This window comes from Kurthia sibirica (genome assembly GCF_003143975.1).
Taxonomy (GTDB): domain Bacteria; phylum Bacillota; class Bacilli; order Bacillales_A; family Planococcaceae; genus Kurthia; species Kurthia sibirica.
The window spans coordinates 111,734-133,034 of sequence record NZ_QFVR01000003.1; the positions used below are offsets into that span (position 1 = coordinate 111,734).

The 21,301-nt window shown below is 35.4% G+C and carries 16 protein-coding genes and 1 pseudogene; 8 read left to right on the forward strand and 9 right to left on the reverse strand.

Annotation, left to right across the window (positions count from 1 at the left end; all coding sequences use genetic code 11):
* Window positions 1-667: 667 nt before the first annotated feature.
* Complete coding sequence (locus DEX24_RS03420) at window positions 668-1,237, reverse strand: beta-class carbonic anhydrase (protein ID WP_109305002.1); 570 nt, start codon at window positions 1,235-1,237, stop codon at window positions 668-670.
* A gap of 210 nt (window positions 1,238-1,447) precedes the next feature.
* Window positions 1,448-2,518 (reverse strand): CaiB/BaiF CoA transferase family protein, encoded by a 1,071-nt coding sequence (locus DEX24_RS03425; RefSeq protein ID WP_109305003.1) that lies wholly within the window; start codon window positions 2,516-2,518, stop codon window positions 1,448-1,450.
* 1,628 nt (window positions 2,519-4,146) lie between these two features.
* Between DEX24_RS03425 and DEX24_RS03430 the strand changes: the two genes are divergently transcribed.
* Window positions 4,147-5,439 (forward strand): MFS transporter, encoded by a 1,293-nt coding sequence (locus tag DEX24_RS03430; RefSeq protein ID WP_109305004.1) that lies wholly within the window; start codon window positions 4,147-4,149, stop codon window positions 5,437-5,439.
* A 523-nt stretch (window positions 5,440-5,962) separates the two neighbouring features.
* On the opposite strand, the gene DEX24_RS03435 is transcribed toward DEX24_RS03430, so the two are convergent.
* Window positions 5,963-7,264 carry a hypothetical protein gene (locus DEX24_RS03435; protein ID WP_109305005.1) on the reverse strand — a complete coding sequence of 434 codons (1,302 nt, stop codon included), beginning with the start codon at window positions 7,262-7,264 and terminating at the stop codon, window positions 5,963-5,965.
* 433 nt (window positions 7,265-7,697) lie between these two features.
* Here DEX24_RS03435 and DEX24_RS03440 point away from each other — a divergent pair, with 433 nt between their 5' ends.
* From DEX24_RS03440 to DEX24_RS03450, 3 genes are all read left to right on the forward strand, one after another.
* The gene (locus DEX24_RS03440; protein ID WP_109305006.1) at window positions 7,698-8,477 is read left to right on the forward strand and encodes an amino acid ABC transporter substrate-binding protein; all 780 of its coding nucleotides are present in this window, start codon (window positions 7,698-7,700) and stop codon (window positions 8,475-8,477) included.
* 65 nt (window positions 8,478-8,542) lie between these two features.
* Complete coding sequence (locus DEX24_RS03445; RefSeq protein ID WP_109305007.1) at window positions 8,543-9,202, forward strand: amino acid ABC transporter permease; 660 nt, start codon at window positions 8,543-8,545, stop codon at window positions 9,200-9,202.
* An 11-nt stretch (window positions 9,203-9,213) separates the two neighbouring features.
* A complete protein-coding gene (locus DEX24_RS03450; protein WP_109305008.1) occupies window positions 9,214-9,960 on the forward strand; it encodes an amino acid ABC transporter ATP-binding protein in 747 nt (248 codons plus the stop codon).
* Window positions 9,961-10,231: 271 nt separating this feature from the next.
* On the opposite strand, the gene DEX24_RS03455 is transcribed toward DEX24_RS03450, so the two are convergent.
* Complete coding sequence (locus DEX24_RS03455) at window positions 10,232-11,662, reverse strand: DHA2 family efflux MFS transporter permease subunit (protein ID WP_109305009.1); 1,431 nt, start codon at window positions 11,660-11,662, stop codon at window positions 10,232-10,234.
* Between the two features lie 148 nt (window positions 11,663-11,810).
* Between DEX24_RS03455 and DEX24_RS03460 the strand changes: the two genes are divergently transcribed.
* The 3 genes from DEX24_RS03460 to DEX24_RS03470 all read left to right on the forward strand — a co-directional run bounded on the left by DEX24_RS03460 (window position 11,811) and on the right by DEX24_RS03470 (window position 14,538).
* Window positions 11,811-12,350, forward strand: a complete 540-nt coding sequence (locus DEX24_RS03460) for a TetR/AcrR family transcriptional regulator (RefSeq protein WP_109305010.1) — start codon at window positions 11,811-11,813, stop codon at window positions 12,348-12,350.
* Between the two features lie 104 nt (window positions 12,351-12,454).
* Window positions 12,455-13,840 (forward strand): alkaline phosphatase, encoded by a 1,386-nt coding sequence (locus tag DEX24_RS03465; protein ID WP_373863570.1) that lies wholly within the window; start codon window positions 12,455-12,457, stop codon window positions 13,838-13,840.
* A 59-nt stretch (window positions 13,841-13,899) separates the two neighbouring features.
* Complete coding sequence (locus DEX24_RS03470; RefSeq protein WP_146192961.1) at window positions 13,900-14,538, forward strand: hypothetical protein; 639 nt, start codon at window positions 13,900-13,902, stop codon at window positions 14,536-14,538.
* 338 nt (window positions 14,539-14,876) lie between these two features.
* Here DEX24_RS03470 and DEX24_RS03475 read toward each other — a convergent pair whose 3' ends face one another.
* The 4 genes and pseudogenes from DEX24_RS03475 to DEX24_RS03495 all read right to left on the reverse strand — a co-directional run bounded on the left by DEX24_RS03475 (window position 14,877) and on the right by DEX24_RS03495 (window position 18,930).
* Complete coding sequence (locus DEX24_RS03475) at window positions 14,877-15,761, reverse strand: VOC family protein (RefSeq protein ID WP_109305012.1); 885 nt, start codon at window positions 15,759-15,761, stop codon at window positions 14,877-14,879.
* A 328-nt stretch (window positions 15,762-16,089) separates the two neighbouring features.
* Window positions 16,090-16,266, reverse strand: a pseudogene (locus DEX24_RS03480) (transposase); the annotation flags it as partial.
* Between the two features lie 324 nt (window positions 16,267-16,590).
* Window positions 16,591-17,574, reverse strand: coding sequence for an ornithine cyclodeaminase family protein (locus DEX24_RS03490; RefSeq protein WP_109305014.1), 984 nt, complete (start codon window positions 17,572-17,574; stop codon window positions 16,591-16,593).
* Between the two features lie 18 nt (window positions 17,575-17,592).
* Entirely contained in the window at window positions 17,593-18,930 is a 1,338-nt protein-coding gene (locus tag DEX24_RS03495; protein WP_109305015.1) for an MFS transporter, read from the reverse strand.
* 226 nt (window positions 18,931-19,156) lie between these two features.
* Between DEX24_RS03495 and DEX24_RS03500 the strand changes: the two genes are divergently transcribed.
* Window positions 19,157-19,648, forward strand: coding sequence for a helix-turn-helix domain-containing protein (locus DEX24_RS03500; protein ID WP_109305016.1), 492 nt, complete (start codon window positions 19,157-19,159; stop codon window positions 19,646-19,648).
* Between the two features lie 327 nt (window positions 19,649-19,975).
* Here the strand turns inward: DEX24_RS03500 and rpoN are convergent, their stop codons facing one another.
* A complete protein-coding gene (gene rpoN / locus DEX24_RS03505) occupies window positions 19,976-21,244 on the reverse strand; it encodes an RNA polymerase factor sigma-54 (RefSeq protein WP_109305017.1) in 1,269 nt (422 codons plus the stop codon).
* Window positions 21,245-21,301: the final 57 nt, after the last annotated feature.

The following is a 21,301-nucleotide window of genomic DNA, read 5'->3' on the forward strand; positions in this document are numbered from 1 at the left end:
AGAAATACTGTTTGTTCTTTTATAAGGGCATCTAAATTAAAGTCAATCCTAGCTGAAATTAACCCAATATATCGTGGAAGAATCGCTATTCCTTTATTCACTATCTACTCAAATGCTCTTTTTTTAACTTCTCCACTTTTATTTTACTATTACTTATTTGTTTCTTATCAGTGGAATGATGACATTTAAAAAATTAACAATTCATTAATTCAATAAAAAGCACATAATTATAGATATTTCAGGTAGATTCTTTTTACAATATTTAATATTCAAATAACAACCTAATTAATTTTTAAATGTAATACTATATCTGAAATATAATTGCTTTATGTTCTATTACAAAGGTTGATCTGTGCTTTAAATTTAGAAGAAAAGCTCTCTTCCAAAATTTAGCGTCCTATTAAATAAACGTATTTATTTTTAGAAATTAGAAGCATCATATAAAATTTGGTGCGTTATTAAACTTCCCAACAGAACCAGATTTTACACACAGCCATTTAAGTGTGTGACCTGCATTCTTTTCATGTCACGTACTTTTTGCATTGCCTCTATTCTGTAGTAGTCCATTAGCTTTTTTTCTACAGTAAAAACCACTACTCAGTAGCAAATCATCCATTCCTGATGATTATTCATAGCTAATTGGTGAGTAGTGGCTTAATTTAGTAATCTATTTTTCGTGCAAACCTCCATCTTCAACCAAATCCAATTGACCTGTATTTGGATCGATGATCAAACCATGTACACGAATATCTTTTGGCATAAGTGGGTGGTTACGGATAGTTCCTACACTCATTTTCACACTTGTTTCAACATCGCCAAAACCACGCAAAAAATCTTCTAATTCAATTCCTGCATATTTCAGCATATCGATTGTTTCTTTATTTATACCTCTTTCGACCATTTGATCCAATAGCACATCCGGATTTATAGCACTCATACCACAATCGTAATGTCCGACAACATAAACCTCGTCTGCCTGTAAAGCATATACAGCCACAAGTAAACTACGCATGATGGCACCAAAGGGATGACTAACAACCGCGCCAGCACTTTTAACAATTTTCACGTCCCCATTGCGTAAATCCATTGCCTTCGGTAATAACTCTACTAAACGAGTATCCATACATGATAAGATCACAATATGCTTATCAGGGTATTTAGTCGTTATAAATGGCTCATATTTTCTCTCACCAACAAAGTCTTTATTGTACTTTAAAATATCTTGTAACATCGTCATAATATTTTCCCCTTTATAATACGTGAATATTCAGTTTTTTCATTGTAGATGATGTATGCAACCCGTGTGAACGACACTTTTTGCTTCATATATATATTCAAAATAGCACCAAATTTCCAAACTAGTATACCATATAATACTTTTTTCACTGTATTATTTTCAAAATAAACAGTGAAAAACGCCAAGCATTACAAAGATTAGCGACTTCCATCAATAGTCTGTTAATGAGTTTAAGCGGACCATTTGGCTATAGACAGTTGTATAGTTTGAAAAAACAATTGGTTGCCGGAGCTGTTTGGATTGATTACCTATTGTATCTTTTACATCAACTATCATATTCCTAGCAATAATTTGCGGGTGTTTGAATACTTCATCAAGTGACAAAACTGGTTCGACACAAGCATCGTATCGCGAAAATATTGTCAAAAGTTCGGCGTAATTATGAGCCGAAAATGCTGCTTGTAATAATTTCTTAAAACTATAAATATCTTCTTTTTTCATACTCATACTCAGTGGAATAGCACTGGACATGCCCAATGCCTCGCATAGTGATTGACGAAAAGCTGGTTCCAAACTCCCTACCGAAAAATATCGTCGATCCTTCGTTTGATAAAAACCATAAAATGTTCCACCATTTAATAGTTCTTCTTCTCTTTGTGGTATTTGAGCCTTCATCAAGTAATTCTGAATCGTCAATGCATTATATGTTAACGAGGTGTCCGTCATACTGACATCAATATATTGTCCTTCACCTGTTTTTTGACGATGAATATAGGCAGCCAATATCGCTACTGCACTATACATTGAGCCTCCCCCAATATCTGCAATTTGAGTACCATTATTTAAGGGACCCTCCATGACACTACCGCTTTGACTAGCCAAGCCTGCTAGCGACACATAATTTATATCATGTCCAGCTCGATCACGATAAGGACCATTTTGGCCGTAACCCGTAATGGAACAATAAATTATGTGTTCATTATATTTTTTTAATTGTTCATAACCTAATTGAAGTCTTGCCATAACACCAGGGCGAAATTGCTCGATTACGACATCAGCTCCCTTGATTAATTCGTATAGCTGTTCGATAACAGTCGAATCTTTTAAATCGACCTCTATTACTTTTTTTGAACGTAGTAAATACTCATTCGTTCCCCATGCAACCACGCTGTTTGGTCTGACAATATGTAAGACGTCTGCTCCCAAATCCGCTAATAACATCGTACTAAATGGGCCTGGTAATAATGAAGTAAAGTCAATAATCTTTATATCTTTCAACATGTTAATCCCTCCATTTTAATTCACGTTTAAAAAAGCTGTGATTTCTTCTTTTGACTCTCCAGTAGAAATGGTTTTCGTAAAGCCCTGACGCGTGAATCGCTTTTTTTGGTAAATAACCATAGCCTGAACGACTCTGCGCATTAACATCTCAGCAAGTGCCAAAAACTTCTCTAAAGCTTGACTCTTCAAAATTAGCTGTGTGACAAAATCAATCGTTCAGGCTTCTGGCATGGTTAATCTTTTACTTCAAATATCATTTCCTTCGCTTTAGCCCGATCTAGTAACTTCTTCATTCTTTGAGTACCGCTACTTGTAAGTCCGTTTATATTCCCTCCTGACTATCTCTCATTCAAAAGACAACTTTTTTGTGAAAAAACCTGATTACGGCCCTCATCACTAGTTTCTGCTAACAGACTAAGATGTCCTTGTCGTTCGTCAGCCTAAACTTATTGGCACAAACGATGGAGTGCATCCTATGTAACAATAGGCTATACAAGTAAACTAGCTGTAAGTCCACTATATATAATAGAAGAAAAGATATTACTTTTATCTAATTCCAGCGTAATCCCTCCCTTCAATTCAAGTTTTTTTAATATGCACGCTACTATGTGTATGGTTATTTATATCTTTTAGTTATAAAAAAGGAACAATGGCCACTTCCTCCCATTGTTCCTGTGCATAATCGTCGTCTCAGTTCACTCCTATTATGTAAAAAAATCCGTTATATTAGTATATTTTTTAGTATAACTTTATCAAAATGATTTTGATTCCATTCTATGCATTCATTGTAGCTTATACTAATTCTTTTCGATAGTAAAAACTCGTCGTATTTTATTAAAAAAAAGATATAATTTTCACAAAAATGAATAAAGAATACGCTATTTTTGAATGACATTTTTTAGAAAACAACTTCATTTTTTATGCATTATTTTTTAAAAAAGTCGTTATACGTTGTAAGATAAAGGGATTTATTCGTGTGAAAACAGTAAAAAAACAAGCAAAAAACATAAAAAAAAAATTATTTTTTCTATTGATTTTTTTATTTCTTATAACGGTCACTGCAATTAAATACTTTAATTTACTTTTTTATCAAATTAATAAAAATACTTAATAGTGTATTTTTATTAATGTTCTAAAATATGATTCTATTCAGTTTTTTATACGAATTACTTGCTACCACTTGCTTTTTTTGATGCTAAAATAAGTTCTTTTACATGCCGTTAAACTACCGCTTACATTAACGCTGAATATTTTAACGTTAAAATATTCACTGTTAATGTAAGGAAACAGAAATTTGATATTTAAATATTTTAAAATAGTTATTTTATTGTTATTTTGTAGCCGTTCATACTATTGACACTTTTATTTCTATCCATTAATATTTGTACCGTAATCAGCTGTTACCACACTTTAAAAGAGAAATTTATATGGAATTGCCTATTTCATTAATCATACTAAGAGAACAATTCAGTTATGTACCGTAAATAATCGCTAATTTACAATATCAAATAATTATTATACTTCTATGAAGACTTGCAGGGATTCAGTAGAGTATCCGTTCACTTAGATTTTTATGACATATCGTATTTCCTATTCTTTTCTACTAACAACAGAATTGAGGAAATTACATGAACACAGCTTCAACAACAACTTCTACTAAGAAAAAACTACATTATGCATGGATTATTTTAATCGGTGTTGCATTAATAGTTGGTCTTACTAAAGCTGGCCTTACATCTATTGGAGGACTTTTCATAACTCCAGTAACGACAGATTTAGGCATTGGCGTAGGTAGTTTTTCACTATACTTCTCGATCGCTTCACTTGTCACAATGTTTTCATTACCAATTGCTGGTAAATTAATCGCGAAATATGATGTTCGCGTAGTACTTGTTTCTGCAATTATTTTACAAGCTGGTGGATTTGCAGCATTCGGTTTAATGAATTCTGTTTGGGGTTGGTATATTTTCTGTATTCCCATGTCAATCGGCTCTGTATTTATTACACAGCTAGCAGGACCTATCCTTATTAATAACTGGTTTAAAAAACATAATGGTTTAGCACTAGGAATCATGGTTGCAACTGGTGGGATTATCGGTGCCATTCTACAACCAGCTGCTGGTAACTTAATCAGTGATGTTGGCTGGAGAAATACGTATTTCATCCTAGCTGCAATTGTTGCTGTTGTTGTTATTCCACTTATTATATTCTTAATTCGCTTCACACCGGCTTCAAAAGGTATTCAACCATTAGGAGCCGATGAAGTACAGGTTTCACAAAAAGAGGACGAAGTAGCAGTTGCCCCTTCAACTGCTGGTGTATCGTTTAAAAATGCTAAGAAATCTTCAGCATTTATTGCTTTATTTTTATTCTTCTTTATCATTACGTCGATTGCATCATTTGGCCAATACCTAGCGCCATTCGCAATGTCTAATGGCTTTGATATTAAATTTGCTGGAACAGCACTTGGACTAATGCAATTAGGTATCGTTGCAGGTGCGCTTACTTTTGGTTTCTTGAGCGATAAATTTGGCGCTAAAAACACAGCTATTTTTGCCATGATTCTTGGTGTAATTCCAATGATTTTATTCATTGTTGCACCAACTAATTCAGTCGTATTCATTATAGGTGTTGTTGTATTTGGTTTCATGACTACTTCGCTAGGTACTCTTGTACCACTTTTAACTTCATCACTATTTGGTATGAAAGATTATTCTCAGATTTATTCTTTAGCTGCTATTGGATTAGCTGCTGCAGGAATTATCGCGTTACCTGTTTACGGCTTCATCTTCCAAGCAACTGGTTCTTACTCCTCTATTTTATATGTAATTATTGCATTGTTAATCATCAATATTTTACTTGTATTATGGGCGTTTGTTGGTAAGAAAAAATTACTAGCTAATGGTGCATGGGAAAAATAAGTACGTGTTATAAAAAAATCCAACAGAGATGCCCTCATCTCTGTTGGATTTTTTAGTTCTTTGTCAAATAATGTAGCTGATCTAACTTAAGTACTTGTATTATAGTAGAAATCCCAAAATACAAAATAACATCTATTACCCGATTCAAGAACAAAGTCAGCTTATATGTTTGAATAACCACAAGCAAAACTATCTAAAATCTCTCTTTGCCATTTCTTCGGTTTTTGTGACTAAACTATCTTTTGATCTTGGTCTATTCATCTAGCACAGCTCCCCTTTCTGTATTTGCTTATTATTCAGCATTTTAAGTATAGAAGATTTGGTGAACCTGTGCTTTTTTATGTCTATTTTCAGATATGTTCATCATGATTAAAAGAAATGGCGAGGACTTCTGTCGAAAAACAACTAGGAAAGCTTTCGCTATTTCTACTTGTCTAAAACACGCATTATTTCGATACTCCAATATGATAATAGAACCTAAAAAACGACTAGCTTTAAATGTAGCTAGTCGTTTGAAAATCGATTATTTTAATAGATGTTGCACAGTCTCATATGAAACAATATTTTGTAGTAATTGCTGTAAATACAGTTCCTTTTGCTGGAGATCAAATACTTCAATATCTTCATTAGATTCTATTAAATAATGCATTGGCCAGTCAGTTGTCATTAATTTTCTAACTTCTTTTAAAAGGGTCTTATTCACTGTCATCTGTTCATCCTGCTCGTCAATCGCTTGAATTGTACCTTCTTCAAGTAATTGATTTGCCAATGCCCATTTGCCTTTACTATCCGTAATTGCTTTACGTGATATGTCTATGTACCCTTGTTCTGCTGACGATAATTTTTCTGTTTTTTTATAAAAATAAGATTCGCTATAACCTTCAGAATCTTCAAAAATAATTTCTACTTGAGGATTTTCGCTACTTATTTTTTTCCACTGATCCTTCAACGATGGTGGCAATAACGCCTCATCTGATAATACAACCATTTCTCCACCGTTTTTAGATTGTAAAACATATTTCGAATCGTAATGTTCACGTTGTTTAATCGACCATTTACTCAAAGAATCTACTTGAATACCAGCTCGTAAATCTTCAAAAATAGACGGCATATTTTGATAGATGAAATTTATATTATACGCATTTTCATTCCAAGGATGCCTGCTCTCATCGTAATATGCGGCTTTTAACTTAGGGTATTTTAAAATATATTCATTAAGTTGTTGGAAATATATATCATGTATATACAGCTCTGTTGCTGAAATATTTTTCCAACTTCTTTTATCATAGTCTTCTATGGAGGGTTCCCCTGCTAGATTTGATTCCCCAGCGGCATTAAAACCATCTAGATTAAAACCATTCTTATCAAAACCTAAACGATTAAACCCCTTATCATCAAAACCTGTACGATCAAAACCCAAGCGATCAAAATCCGTACCAAATTGCACGGTACGCCCACTACGGTCTGTGCCGTATTCATTGACACCAGTTAATGTGTAACCGTCTAAATCAAAACCTTGTGCATCCACATGGTTTCGATTATAACCACGGCGATCAAATCCTTTATTATTATAGCCCTCTGCTGAATAACCCTGCTCAGCAATAAAATTAGCAATTGAAGCTGTCATAGCAGAAGAACGTTTTTTCTTATATTGTGTCAAAGACGAATAGGTTTCGCCATTAATTTGAATGGTATTGGACAGTTCATAATAGGTTGTATTTGTTTTTTGAGCTACATTGCGTTCTGCTTTTGTTTGTGATGATTCCGAACAACCAGTTAGCACTAATGTAGCACATAATAAACTAGCTGTAAGTGAATTTCTCATACGGACCTCCTTCTTTATTTGTTACTTTTACAGTACCAAATACATCGAATTAAGTAAACGTAAATCCGTCATTCTTTCATAAATTCCAAAGAAAAATACATTCATTTTCCACTTACTTAATCAGAATTTTTTGTCAATAAATCTATATAACAGTGATTTTCATACAAAATTGTATAGATGGCGTTATGAGGCATCGCATTAAAGTATCTAATTCATAATTTCCTGTACTCTTTTTCAAATTTTTTTATTTCTACCTATTATATACAGCAAATAATTTATGCAAGATAGCTTACATTTTAACATTGTAAAAATGCTCTTTTTTTTTTGTAAAATGTTATTGTATTATCACTTCACTTAATGCTATACTATAGTCACTTAATAACGCACTAATACATTAGCACGCTAAAGTGTTGGTGATGAAGGAGAGAATTACATGAAAAAGCTATCATTTTTGTTTGTTACAATCTTAGTATTTGTTGGCGTATTAGCCGGTTGTTCATCATCTGATTCATCAAAAGATAAGGCTAAAGAACTTGTCGTAGGTGTAGATGATCAATTTGCACCAATGGGCTTCCGTGATGAAGACAATAAACTAGTTGGTTTTGATATCGACTATGCAAAAGCAGCTGCTAAAGAAATGGGCTATACAATCAAATTCCAACCAATCGATTGGTCAACAAAAGAAGCTGAACTTCAAAGTGGTCGAATTGATTTAATATGGAATGGCTATACAATTACTGATGATCGTAAAAAGAAAGTACTTTTCACAAAACCATATCTTGAAAATGCACAAGTAGTTGTCACGAAAGCTGATTCTACCATTACTAGCCTAGCTGATTTAAAAGGTAAAAAAGTGGGTTTACAAGCACAATCATCCGCAGCTGAAGCACTTGATGCTAACGCTATAAAAAATGATGTGAAAAATGTAAGTGAATATAAAGATAATGTTACTGCCTTAAATGATTTAAAAACAGGTCGTACTGATGCTGTTATAATCGATGAAGTGGTCATTGACTACTATATGAAAAAAGATGCTGATTCCTATAAAACATTAGTGGAATCATTAGCTCCTGAACAATACGGGGTTGGTGTTAAAAAAGGCAATGATGATGTACTTAAAAAACTTCAAAAAGCTTTAGATACATTAAATGATAATGGTAAAGCACAGGAAATTTCTGAAAAATGGTTCGGCACTAGTAAAGTACTAAACTGATTGGAATGACAGGTTCCTTACGTAGGAACCTGTTTTATATTTTACAATGATAGGAGGACAAAAACATGAGCTTTGATTATTTTATTACGGTACTAAAACCTATGCTCCATGGCGCACAAATGACGCTACTATTATTTTTCATAACAATAATCGTATCGATTCCACTTGGTTTTTTAGTGATGTTAGCACAAAAGAACAGCTTTAAACCATTATCATGGCTAGCACATATATTCGTATATATTATGCGCGGCACGCCATTATTGTTACAATTGATTATCGTTTGTTTTGGTCTTCCTATGCTCCCTGGCATTGGTGAACACCTAGTATTGGATCGTTTTACAGCAGCTAGTATCGCTTTCATCTTGAATTACGCAGCTTATTTTGCAGAGATCTTTAGAGGTGGTATTCTTGCAATTGATAAGGGTCAATATGAAGCGGCACAGGTTTTAGGTCTGAATAAATTCCAAACAACGGTAAAGATTGTTATTCCTCAAATGTTCCGTATTGCACTTCCCGCTTTAGCAAATGAGTCCATTACCTTGATGAAAGATACTGCATTGATTTATGCCGTTGCAGTGCCTGAAATCTTACACTATGCTCAAACAGCAGTAAATCGAGATTTAAATTTCTTCCCACTTGTTATTGCTGGTGCAATTTACTTACTACTAACCGCAGTTTTAACATTAATTTTCAAACTACTTGAGAAAAAATACGCATTCGAATAGGAGGTCGTCTCGTGGCTATTATCGAAATATCAACATTACAAAAATCTTTTGGATCAAATGAAGTGTTAAAAAACATCTCATTTGAAGTCAATAAAAATGAAGTTGTAGCAGTGATTGGGGCCTCTGGTTCAGGTAAAAGTACAATGCTCCGAAGTATTGTACATCTTGAAAAAGTAGATGGTGGTTCAATTCAAATTGATGGTCAAAACCTCGTAAAAGACGGTCACTATCCAAAGATTAAAACGATTAAAGAAATTACCGCAAAAACAGGTATGGTTTTCCAACATTTTAACCTCTTTCCTCATCTATCAGTGAAAGAAAATTTAGAAATAGCACCAAAACTCGTTAAAAAAACGACAAAAGAAGAACTCGATAAACGCAGCCGAGATATCCTTCAAAAGGTTGGTTTATCAGACAAACTTCATGCCCAACCTGGCAGCTTATCAGGCGGACAAAAACAGCGTGTAGCCATTGCTCGTGCTTTGATGATGGATCCAGATATTTTATTATTTGATGAACCCACTTCTGCATTGGATCCCGAAGTGACAGGTGAAGTATTAAAAGTAATGCGCGATCTTGCAGAAGAAAATATGACGATGATTGTCGTAACACATGAAATGGGCTTCGCGCGAGAAGTTGCAGACCGTGTCGTCTTTATGGATGGTGGCGAAATAATTGAATCTGGTAGACCAGAAGAATTTTTCACTAACCCTCAACATGCTCGCACAAAAGCATTTTTAAGTAAAAATCTCAACTAATTATTTAGTAAAAGAGCCTGGGACAGAACAAAAATAGTCTGTCTCCCATACGAATCATCCAATCAATTGAACACGCAGAAAACGACTCCCGTGGGAATAGCATGGGCTGATAATTCCACAGGAACGCAGTGACGAAGCGTTTGAAGCCCCATGTCCGCGGAAAGCGTTTTTCGAAGCAGAAATGGCTTGAAATGAATAATCCCGTATGATTTCAAAAAATCATACGGGATTTTCTCTGTTGAAAATACGTTTGTCTCAGGCTCTTTTTATACTAGTGTGATGTGATAGCTTGCATTTTTTTCTTAGAAGGCAAGACCAAGGTTAAAATTAAAGCTATAATCCCTAAAATTGTCATAAAGTAATAAGCATCTCCTGCACCTAACATCATAGCTAGCGTTTTTACTGAATCCATCGCCGTACCTGATTGGACCAACTCATTTGCATGGCTCTTCGTCTGAGTAGAAAAGATTGTCACAACAATAGCCGTTCCAATTGCCCCTGCAATTTGTCGTACAGTATTATTCACTGCTGTACCATGACCAATCAATGCTTTAGGCAATGCATTTAGACTAGCAGTTGTTAATGGCATAGTCATAAAGCTCAATCCAATCCGTAAAAAGATTGTTCGTATGACTAAAAATGTGAATGATGTATCAGCTGTTAGATCTGTCACAACCCACATGGAAGGAATAATAAATACCAAGCCAATGATGAAAACAGGTTTTGCTCCTAGCTTATCAAAAATCTTCCCGGCAACTGGCGACATGAAAGCATTAACTATTGCTCCCGGCATTAATAACAGTCCCGCATCCAATGCTGTAAATCCTCGTCCTTCTTGTAAATACATCGGTAATAAAATCATATCTGCATACATAAGCATGGTAATAACCACATTGATTAAGGAAGTGGTTGTAAAAATTCTATTTTTGAAAACACTGAGGTTCAATAAAGGATTCATTGATTTTAGTTGGCGCAAACAAAAAACCACCATAATCACTACTCCGACCGAGATACTCGTTAAGACAAGCCCATCACCCCAGCCACGACTTCCTGCACTACTAAAGCCATAAAGGACAAGTCCTACTCCCATAGTAGATAAAATAACACTGAAGATATCAAGTTTCTCTTTTACAGTTTCTGTCACATTCATCAAATATTTCATTGCAAATAAAATAACAAGAATGGCCAATGGAATCATTCCTATAAATAACCAACGCCAAGAAGTATATTCAATCACAAAACCTGCTAAGGTTGGTGCGATTGCTGGTGCAAAAATCATTGCAAGCCCAATCATTCCCATCATACTTCCTCGTTTTTCTACTGGGAAGATAAACATGATTACGCTCATCATCAGGGGCATAATAATTCCAGCACCTGCTGCTTGGACCATTCGACCGACTAATAATGTAGCAAAGTTTGTCGCTACTGCACTAATGATTGAACCTACTAATAAAAAGAGCATTGCGCTAATAAATAATTGCCTTGTCGTAAAACGTTTCATTAAATAGGCAGTTATTGGAATTAACACACCATTTACAAGCATGAAACCTGTTGCCAACCATTGTACGGTACTTGACGATACATTAAAAATCATTTTAAAATCACTTAATGCTACATTTAATAATGTTTGATTGAGAATTGTTAGAAACCCACCAATTATTAAAACCGTCAATAAAATCTTTTTACTTTTGTCATTGTTCATTGTCATTCCTTCTTTTCATTGCTTTTTTTGACATAGTGTCGATAAAATAGATCATAACAATTATTGATGGGATCGACCATACGCAATTTTATCAATGCTGTCGAGTAAACAACATTATTTAAAATACTGTTAATAAAAGGAGTTATTTATGACAAAAAAAATTGATCCTCGAATAATTCGCACGACCTCTATGTTAAAAAAAGCTGTTTACGATTTATTAGTGGCATCCCCTGATGATATGAGCAAATTAACGGTTACAAAAATCACTGCCCAAGCTGGTTTAAATCGTGCAACATTCTACTTACATTATGCTGATGTTCGTTCACTTTTACGCGCCATCGTTTATGATATTGTAGCTGATTTTTCGAAAGAGTTGGAGCCCTTTTTCAAGACGAAGGCTGAAAGAACACCTCAACAACTCGCCCTTTTTTTACGCTATTTCTATGATAACCGTCAGTTATTTATTATCTTTTCTGCACATCCTCGTTTCACAAAAAAAATACATGTCGAATTACGTGATAAAATTGCATTACTATCTGAAGAATCTATTTCAAATCCTAAATTCAGAAATATTTCTACAGAAATTATGACTGCTTCAATTATTGGTATTATTATGTGGTGGATTACTGAGGGGCTAGAATATGATGCTGCTTTCATCGCTGAAGAAATCAAAAAATTATACCGTTAAAGTAAAACTCAATAATACGACAACAATTCCATTACATGAAAATCATTTCTCCTTCACATACATGCTTTACTATAAGGATATAACTTGAAAGGGAGGCTTTTAAATTGACACTATTTCCGAAGAAACTAATGGCGACCGTTGCCGCATCAACAATGGCATTATCTATGTTTACCGCAGGAGGTGCTGACGTTACTGCAGCTGCAAGCAAAGCACCAGCAAAAAATGATATTCGAAATGTTATATTCTTAATTGGTGATGGCATGGGTAATTCCTATACTTCTGCTTATCGCTATTTAAAGAATAGTGGCTCATCAAAATTTGTAGACAAAACAGCTTTTGACAATTATCTAGTAGGGCAACAAATGACATATCCTGAAGACCCAGCACAAAATGTGACAGACTCAGCAAGCGCAGCAACCGCGATGTCTGCCGGTGTTAAGACATATAATGCAGCGATTGCTGTCGACAATGATAAACGCGCAGTGAAAACCGTACTAGAGGCCGCTAAAGAGCAAGGTAAGTCCACTGGGCTCGTTGCTACATCGGAAATAACGCATGCGACACCTGCAGCATTTGGTGCACATGATGAAACCCGTAAAAATATGAACGGTATTGCCGATGATTATTTCGATGATTTAATCGCTGGAAAACATAAAATCGACGTTTTATTAGGTGGAGGTAAATCTAATTTCGTTCGTAAAGATCGTGATTTAACAAAAGAATTTAAAAAAGCTGGTTATAATTATGTCACGTCAAAAGATGCCCTGAAGAAAAATACGAAAGGGCAATTGCTCGGATTATTTGCTGATGGTGGTATCGATAAGAAAATAGATCGTAACAGTTCAACACCGGGGCTAAGTACCATGACGAACGCTGCCATTAAGCAGCTCGATAAAAATAAAAAAGGCTTCTTCTTAATGGTAGAGGGTAGTCAAATTGACTGGGCTGGTCATGATAACGATATTGTTGGCGCGATGAGCGAAATGTCCGATTTCGAACAAGCTTTTGAAGCAGCCATTGCATTTGCTAAAAAAGATAAACATACATTAGTTGTCGCAACAGCTGATCACTCTACCGGTGGCTTTTCATTGGCACAAGGTGGCGATTATAACTGGAATCCCGAAGCGATTGCAGCATTCTCTCGTACACCCGATTTTATGGCTGAACAAATCGCTGATGGTATGAATGCTGAAAAAGTATTGAAAAAATACATTAACTTAACATTAACTGAAGAAGAAATCACTTCTGTCGTAGCCGTTAAAGACAAAGATATTACAACAATTGATAATGCGATTGAAGCACTTGTCAATAAGCGTTCAAATACAGGTTGGACAACTGGTGGACATACAGGTGAAGATGTAAATGTCTACGCATATGGCCCTGGTTCAGAACAATTCAGAGGTCAAATTGATAATACAGACCAAGCAAAAAAAATCTTTAAAATAATTGAAAAAAATGCGAAAAAACAAACGGTAATTAAAGATAAGTAAATCACATTAACTCGGTTGTTGCATAGCCGGTGAAATAAACAAATAAGGGGCTTTAAATGATGACTAGATTAGTAATAGGTGCTTTGTTACTCGGCGTTCTTACCCTGGCAGGTTGCTCCGAGAGCAATGCTGTAAAAAAAGAGACACCCACTACTGCACTCGCTGTCAATTATGATGCTGACTATGTAGATAATCCACAGCTGACGAGCGATCGTACACTGCATAAAGTAGACGAGGAAGCTCGTAGTGAACTGGGTCTCACTCGTATCGTTCAAGCAGTTGAAACACAGCAAGTGCAACAAATTGGACCCATGAAAGTCACATTTCATAATTTGAAGCAATTATATGTAGAACCTGCTTATAGCATGATCGATTATTTCCATGTGCTTACAGAGCGCGAAAACTTTGATTTAATAAAAACCTTTGTCACCATTGAAAATACAGGCAATAAAAAAGTCCATTTCTCCCCAATTTCTGAAGCATTTACTTCAGACCAAAAATGGAATTGGCAACAGGAGGTCTATTTAGACAATCTAAATGCCGACTATGAACCTGGTGATATAAAAACAGGAAATATTGGTTTTGTTCTCGATGAAAAGTCTCGTCCAACAGCACTGACGATTAGAACATCCGATGTCTTTGATGCAACAAAATCTTCGATTGCACAAGGTCAATCGCTCTCTCTATCTTATGAATAAATAGTGCATATCCATTTAGGTGAGTTCGATTTCTTTCTTGAAATCGAACTCATCTTTTTATCTTGATCACAGGAATCCCTATTCTTCTATTCTCTCTTTTAACAAAATAAGGCTACGTCAAATCACGCTACTTTTGAACGCGCAGAAAACGACTCTTGCGGGAATAGCATGAGCTGCCCCCCCACAGGAACGCAGTGAAGAGGCGTTTGAAGCTATGTCCGTGGAAAGCTTTTTTCGAAGCGGAAATGACTTGAAATGAAAAATCCCATATGATTTCGAAAAATCATACGGGATTTTCTCTGTTGAAAATACGTTTGTCTCAGGTTCTTTGTTTATTTTTATTGACCTTCTGTTGTGAAGATTATACGAATACCGTTCGGATCTAACACTGAAAAGGCTTGTGTTCCACCAAATTCCGGTGCTTCTAAAAATTTGTCTACCACAAAACCTGCTGCTGTTAGACTTTCTTGTACATGCATTGCATAGTCACTATCTTTTAAGACAATTGTATATGATTTCAAACCAATTGCATTTGTTGGTAATGGTGTACCGCCTTGACTGTTCCAAGTATTTAAACCGATATGATGATGATAGTTACCCGTTGAGATAAACAATGCTTGTGCACCATAACGCGTCACGACGTTATAATCTAGCACTGTTGTATAAAATTTTTCCGTAGCCACTAAATTGTTGACAGATAAATGAATATGCCCCATAACGGTTCCTTCTGGTAGACCGTTCCAAGTACCATCCGCTTCTGCTAAGACACTTTCAAAATCAACAGTTTCTGTTGTCATATATACTTGATTATTGTCATCCCATTTCCATTGACTTGCCGGACGATCCGCATAAATTTCAATACCATTACCATCTGGATCATTTAAATAAAGTGCTTCACTCACATCGTGATCGCCAGCTCCTATACGGATCGTATCTTTTATAAAATGTTGTACAATATTCCCTAAATCTTTGCGTGTGGGTAATAGTAATGCAAAATGATATAAACCTGTGTGTCCTTCAAATGGTTGTGCATTAGCCACTTCTACAAGTGAGATAAGACTTGTTTTACCATCAAATGTTAAGTATGCTGTTGTCGCTGTTTGTTGTAATATTTGAAAGCCAATTACATTTGTGTAATACGTTACGGATGTCTGAAGATTAGATACTTTTAATTGAACATGTGAAACATATAAGTTTGGTTTTGCATGAAAGGTATTTGTCATTTTAAAAACTCCTATTTTTTAGTTACTTTATGTAACTTACTATATATTAATAACTAAAACATGTCAACTATACTATCTACTTTTTCAAGAATACATACGACCAGATTCGATTAGACTACTAGTGATTACTATATCTTCACGCCAATAAAAAAAGAGCCTCCATGACGGGAGGGCACTGAAAAACTTATGTTTTTTATGACGAGTTGATTTTTTAGATAAAAACAAGGCACTTTCTGTTCGATTTGAACAGAAAATGCCTTATTTCATTGTCTATTTCTTACTCTTTTTCATTTAGCAGTTTTAATATCCGCTTAAGATTGACAGCGAAAATTGGTGGAATCGCATTTCGACCATTATCCAAACAGTATTTTGCTTTTAATTCGTCTATAATAAATGAAAAATCCACGAGTTCATTGATCTGGCAAAGCATATTATCTTTTGGAATGATTAAATCATATAGTGCCATATAGGGACTTAAGTTAAGGGTTTCTTGTTTGGAAATCATGGTCGCACCACCTTTAATTAGTAACTACTATTATACAGGATGGTCCGTGACCGGGCGAGACCACATTTTAACCCATGAATAGTACAAGTTGATGGAGTGCAGGCGGCGACTTCTGCGGGAACAGCACGAGCGGAAGCACCCGGACTGAGCGAAGCGAGGGAGAAGGCTGGAGCCGTGCCCGCGAAAAGCGCCCGCCGGAACGGAATCAACGGCTACGAGAAAAAGCGAGGACAGGAACGAATTTCGTTCCTGTCCTCGCTTATCTGTGCATAAGTGGACTTTTTCAGTGCCCTCCATGACGGAGACCCCTTTTTCTATCTTCTATTAAATAGGAATTATTGTGCCAATATGCTCTGCCAATGCTTTTTTATAGACGCCAATTGCGACTGCCAAGTCATAGTATGATGCACCAACCGATTTGAAGATTGTAATTTCTTCTGCATGTTGACGTCCGCTAATTTTTTTCATCTCTAATTGCTCCAATGAGCCATGTAAATCATCAAATGACCAGTCCGTCGTGCGCGCTGCATGAATAAATTCACCAGCTTCTTCTTCCACACCATGAAAATCATCGACAATTATTTTGTTAGACGTATTAATTAATGCTTCATCAATTTCTCTCATTGTTGGTAAATAGGAGCCGACCCCATTGATATGACATCCCGCTTTTACATAAGCTGCATCAAATACGGCGGTTGTCGAACGCGTAGCACAATTAATAATCTGTGCTTGTGCCACAGCATTATTGACATCTTCACTGACAATGATCATCATTTTTGGGTAGTGTTTTTGTAATCGTTGTTGGAAAATCACTGCTTTTTCAATTGTACGGTTCACAAGATAAATCGTCTCAATCTCCCGAACTGCAAGTATACCAAGAACTTGTTCAAACGCCATTCCACCTGTACCAATTACAGTCAATACTTTAGCTTCTTCTTGTGCTAAGTAGTCGGTAGCGATCGCGGTCAATGCACCTGTACGAAGTCTCGTTAAGTATGAAGCATTTAGCAAGGCTAATGAACGACCATTTTGAGCATCCGACAGCAAAGTCACGCCCTGTGTTGTCGGTAAGTTTTCCGCGGCATTATTCGGGAAAATGGACACAATTTTATTTGCTGCAAATTGCTGCTCACTATCGGCACTAGGCATATATAAAATAGATGCATCCTGTGCTGGAAAATCGATGACTGTTCTAATCGGTGTCTCGAGCTTATTTAAATACTTCGATTTTAATACTTTCTTCACATCGTCAATAGCATCCTTCATCGTGTAATGCTGTTGTATTTGATGTTCCTCTAATATAATCATAATCAAACTCCTTTTTAGTTAATGCTGTGTCTGCAATGGTTTTTTTCGTTCTTCTTTTTCCTCTGTATCTTGTGAAAAATCATCTAGTTCTTGATGACGTCGATCGCGCACAGCTAATACTGATACTAATGAAATAACAGCCGTTAACATAATATATAGAGCAATCGGAATATAGGAATTATTGAATTCTAATAATAAAGCTGTCGCTACTAGTGGTGCTGTACCACCTGCAATTGCCGCCCCGATTTGATAACCCAATGATACACCTGTATAGCGAACCTTTGCAGAGAAAATTTCTGAAAACATCGTACCTAAGACCGCAGTAATTGGCGCCCAAATTACACCTAACCCAATAATAGTAGCAATAATCAAAGTTGTTAGTGTACGTTGTTCTAACAACCAGAAATAAGGGAAGGCATATACTAACATAGCCACTGCTCCATAAATATACATTTTCTTACGCCCAATTTTATCAGACAAGCTACCCATTATTGGTATAAGAATTGTCGTGACAATTGTTGCAATCATAACTGATACTAATACTTCTGTATTGGAGAAACCTAAATTTGTTGTACCGTAGGACACGATAAATGTACCAAAAATATAAAATGGTGCTGTTTCGACTACTTTACCACCAATTGCAATTAATACTTCACGCCAATGTGTTTTTAATGTTTCGACTAATGGTATCTTTGGGATATCTCCTGATTTTTGAACTTCTTTAAAGGACGGAGTTTCATCGATTCCTTTACGAATCCATAAACCAAATAATACTAATAATGCACTAAATAAAAACGGAATTCTCCATCCCCATGAAATAAATGCTTCCGTTGATACTGTCGTTGTAATCAATGTTAATGCACCTGAACCTAAGAACATACCAATCGGTACACCCATTTGAGGGATTGAACCAAATAACCCTCGTTTTTCCTTCGGTGCGTATTCAACGGCTAGTAGCATTGCACCACCCCATTCGCCTCCAATGCCTAAGCCTTGGACTAAACGCAATGTTACAAGAATAATTGGTGCAGCAATACCAATTGCTTGATATGTAGGTAATAAGCCCATTAACACTGTTGCAACACCCATCAACGATAAAGTCATCACCAATGTTTTTTTCCGTCCTACCCGATCACCGATATGGCTAAATATAATACCACCAAATGGTCTAATGAAAAATGCTAATGCCAATGAAGCATAAGATAATAGCAAACCGATGGTCGGGTCTTCTGCTACAAAAAAGACTTTAGTAAATACTAATGCAGCAACTGTACCGTATAAAAAATAATCAAACCATTCAATGGCACTCCCTACCAAACTTGCAATCCAAACCTTCCTCATTTGCTTCTTTTCCAAATCCAACACCCCTTTATTCAAAATTGAAGTAATACTTCAATCCAATGTACAATTTCCATAATCTATCTGTCAAGTAACTATTTATAATTTTCAGAGAGTTCTTTGTTTACTTTCTCGAAACAGGCTATATAAACATTGAATCCGCTTACATTTTATTTCTCGAAAAAATATTTTCTTTTTGCAAATAGATGATGGTCGGTTACACTTAAAATAAGGAGGTTTTACTATGAATACTGTTGGCGGACAAATTCGTACCATCCGACAAGAACGCAAAAAAACATTAAAAGAGATTTCAGTAGCAACTGGTGTCTCCATTAGTTTTCTCTCACAATTAGAACTAAATAAAACAAACGCTACTTTAGAAACACTTAAAAAAATTAGCATCGCGCTAGAGGTCCACCCAAGTTTATTTTTTAAAGGTATTGCTATTAATAACGATTATCCTTTTCACTATAAAGATTTATCAAATGGTATGACACAAGCAAGTTTTAAACCCATGCATGTGATCATTCGCCCAGGTGAGAATCTGGGAAATGACTTTACACATATTGGTCATGAGTTTATTTACATCCTACAGGGTGAACTGATCGTCACAACTAATGGTGAACGAAATCTACTCAAGGTTGGTGACTCCATCATGATTGATACAACATTAAAACATTATTGGCTAAATGAATCGCCCCACACAACAGAATTCTTAGTCATTACATCCATTTAAAAGAGCCTGAGACAAACGTATTTTCAACAGAGAAAATCCCATATGATTTTTCGAAATCATATGGGATTATTTATGTCAATCAAATTCCGCTTCGAAAAACGGTTTCCACGCGTTCAATTGATTTGATGATTCGTATGTGAGACATACTATTTTTGTTCTGTCCCAGGCTCTTTTTAATACGACTAATGAAGCTATCAGTAGATCAACCTCTAACGTAATTGATATTCTTCAAGACCTATTGCCTTCATTTCTTTTTCCTTTTTCGTATCAAAAAATAAAAATTCATGGCAAATAACTAAAGACCCTGCCTCCACCACTAATCTATGATTATCTATTTTTAGAACTTGGTATATTTAATTGTTCGCGATATTTCGCAACCGTTCTACGCGATATTTCAATGTTATTTTTCAGTAATTCACTAACAATTTGTTGATCACTCAATGGTTTTTCTTTATTTTCATTTGTGATTAACGCGGTTATTTTTGTATGAATCGCATGAACGGATGTGTTACCAACAGATTTTATAAAAAGTTTCTTACACGCTATTTGACCAAAAGGGGTTTGTATATACTTTCCCCTAATTGCTCGACTGACAGTAGATTCATGAATTTCTAATGCCTCAGCAACATCTTTTAAACCGATTGGTTGAAGATATTCACTTCCTCTTTCAAAAAACAATGGCTGTTTATCTACAAAATAATCAAGGATAGCATACATAGTTTTACGTCGATAATCAATTCCTTGTACCATGGTTACATAATCTCTCATGCATTTTTGCAGGTATGCATCTTCCCTGTTCTTTAATAATTCAACATATGTATTATTAAGAGAAATTTGCGGTATTTGCCCATCATTTATCTCAATAATCCAATGCTCATCTAATTTGACGACAGTAGCATCTGGTATGATATATGGAGAACTTTCTTCCAATGACATGGAGGGTGTTCTCGGCAAACTTTTTATATACAAAAATATGTCATGTACTTGTGATGCTGTCAGTTTATAATATTTTTGCAACATTCTAAATTCTTTTTTCGCAAGAGCTTCCATTTCGTTTTCTACAAATAATGCAGCGAATGCTGGCGCATGAAAATCATCGGCAATATGTCTTAATATAAAATCACGATGATTGTACGACGCCACTCCAAAAGGTTCAAAAGATCTTACAATATCAATCAACTCTTGAGCCGATTCCTCATCAATTTCATATTTTTTCATAACATCATCCATCGTTGTCGTCAAGAATAAACGCGCATCTAAAGAATGGATTAAATAGTTTAATATTTCGTACTGTAATTCAGTACAGGTTAGAGGAATCTGCTCTACTAAAAAGTCATAGGTTCGTTCATTTTTTGTGATAAATTCAATTGGCTGAAGCCCACTTGTTCTCCGCTCCTTAACCGCAACAGATTTTAACCAGTCATATGGTTTTTCAAGTGGTCTCTCTTGCACATCAATTAGTGGGTTTTCAAGTGACTTTTCAGCGATTAACGCCATTAGCTCTACTGTCGACAATTGTAAAATCCCTAAATGTTGGATTTGCTGTGGCGATAATTGTTGCATTAATTTCGCATGAATTGTTGTTTGTAATTGCATGAAAAATCCTCCTATCTATTTAAAAATAACCATTAATTGATGTATTTCCTTTATCAT

Bases quoted from the DNA above. Each gene is read 5' to 3' on its own strand.
- DEX24_RS03470 (WP_146192961.1), top strand. From the start codon at position 13,900: ATGACTAGATTAGTAATAGGTGCTTTGTTACTCGGCGTTCTTACCCTG.
- rpoN (WP_109305017.1), bottom strand. From the start codon at position 21,244: ATGCAATTACAAACAACAATTCATGCGAAATTAATGCAACAATTATCG.
- DEX24_RS03500 (WP_109305016.1), top strand. From the start codon at position 19,157: ATGAATACTGTTGGCGGACAAATTCGTACCATCCGACAAGAACGCAAA.
- DEX24_RS03435 (WP_109305005.1), bottom strand. From the start codon at position 7,264: ATGAGAAATTCACTTACAGCTAGTTTATTATGTGCTACATTAGTGCTA.
- DEX24_RS03445 (WP_109305007.1), top strand. From the start codon at position 8,543: ATGAGCTTTGATTATTTTATTACGGTACTAAAACCTATGCTCCATGGC.
- DEX24_RS03490 (WP_109305014.1), bottom strand. From the start codon at position 17,574: ATGATTATATTAGAGGAACATCAAATACAACAGCATTACACGATGAAG.
- DEX24_RS03430 (WP_109305004.1), top strand. From the start codon at position 4,147: ATGAACACAGCTTCAACAACAACTTCTACTAAGAAAAAACTACATTAT.
- DEX24_RS03440 (WP_109305006.1), top strand. From the start codon at position 7,698: ATGAAAAAGCTATCATTTTTGTTTGTTACAATCTTAGTATTTGTTGGC.
- DEX24_RS03420 (WP_109305002.1), bottom strand. From the start codon at position 1,237: ATGACGATGTTACAAGATATTTTAAAGTACAATAAAGACTTTGTTGGT.
- DEX24_RS03475 (WP_109305012.1), bottom strand. From the start codon at position 15,761: ATGACAAATACCTTTCATGCAAAACCAAACTTATATGTTTCACATGTT.
- DEX24_RS03455 (WP_109305009.1), bottom strand. From the start codon at position 11,662: ATGAACAATGACAAAAGTAAAAAGATTTTATTGACGGTTTTAATAATT.
- DEX24_RS03425 (WP_109305003.1), bottom strand. From the start codon at position 2,518: ATGTTGAAAGATATAAAGATTATTGACTTTACTTCATTATTACCAGGC.
- DEX24_RS03460 (WP_109305010.1), top strand. From the start codon at position 11,811: ATGACAAAAAAAATTGATCCTCGAATAATTCGCACGACCTCTATGTTA.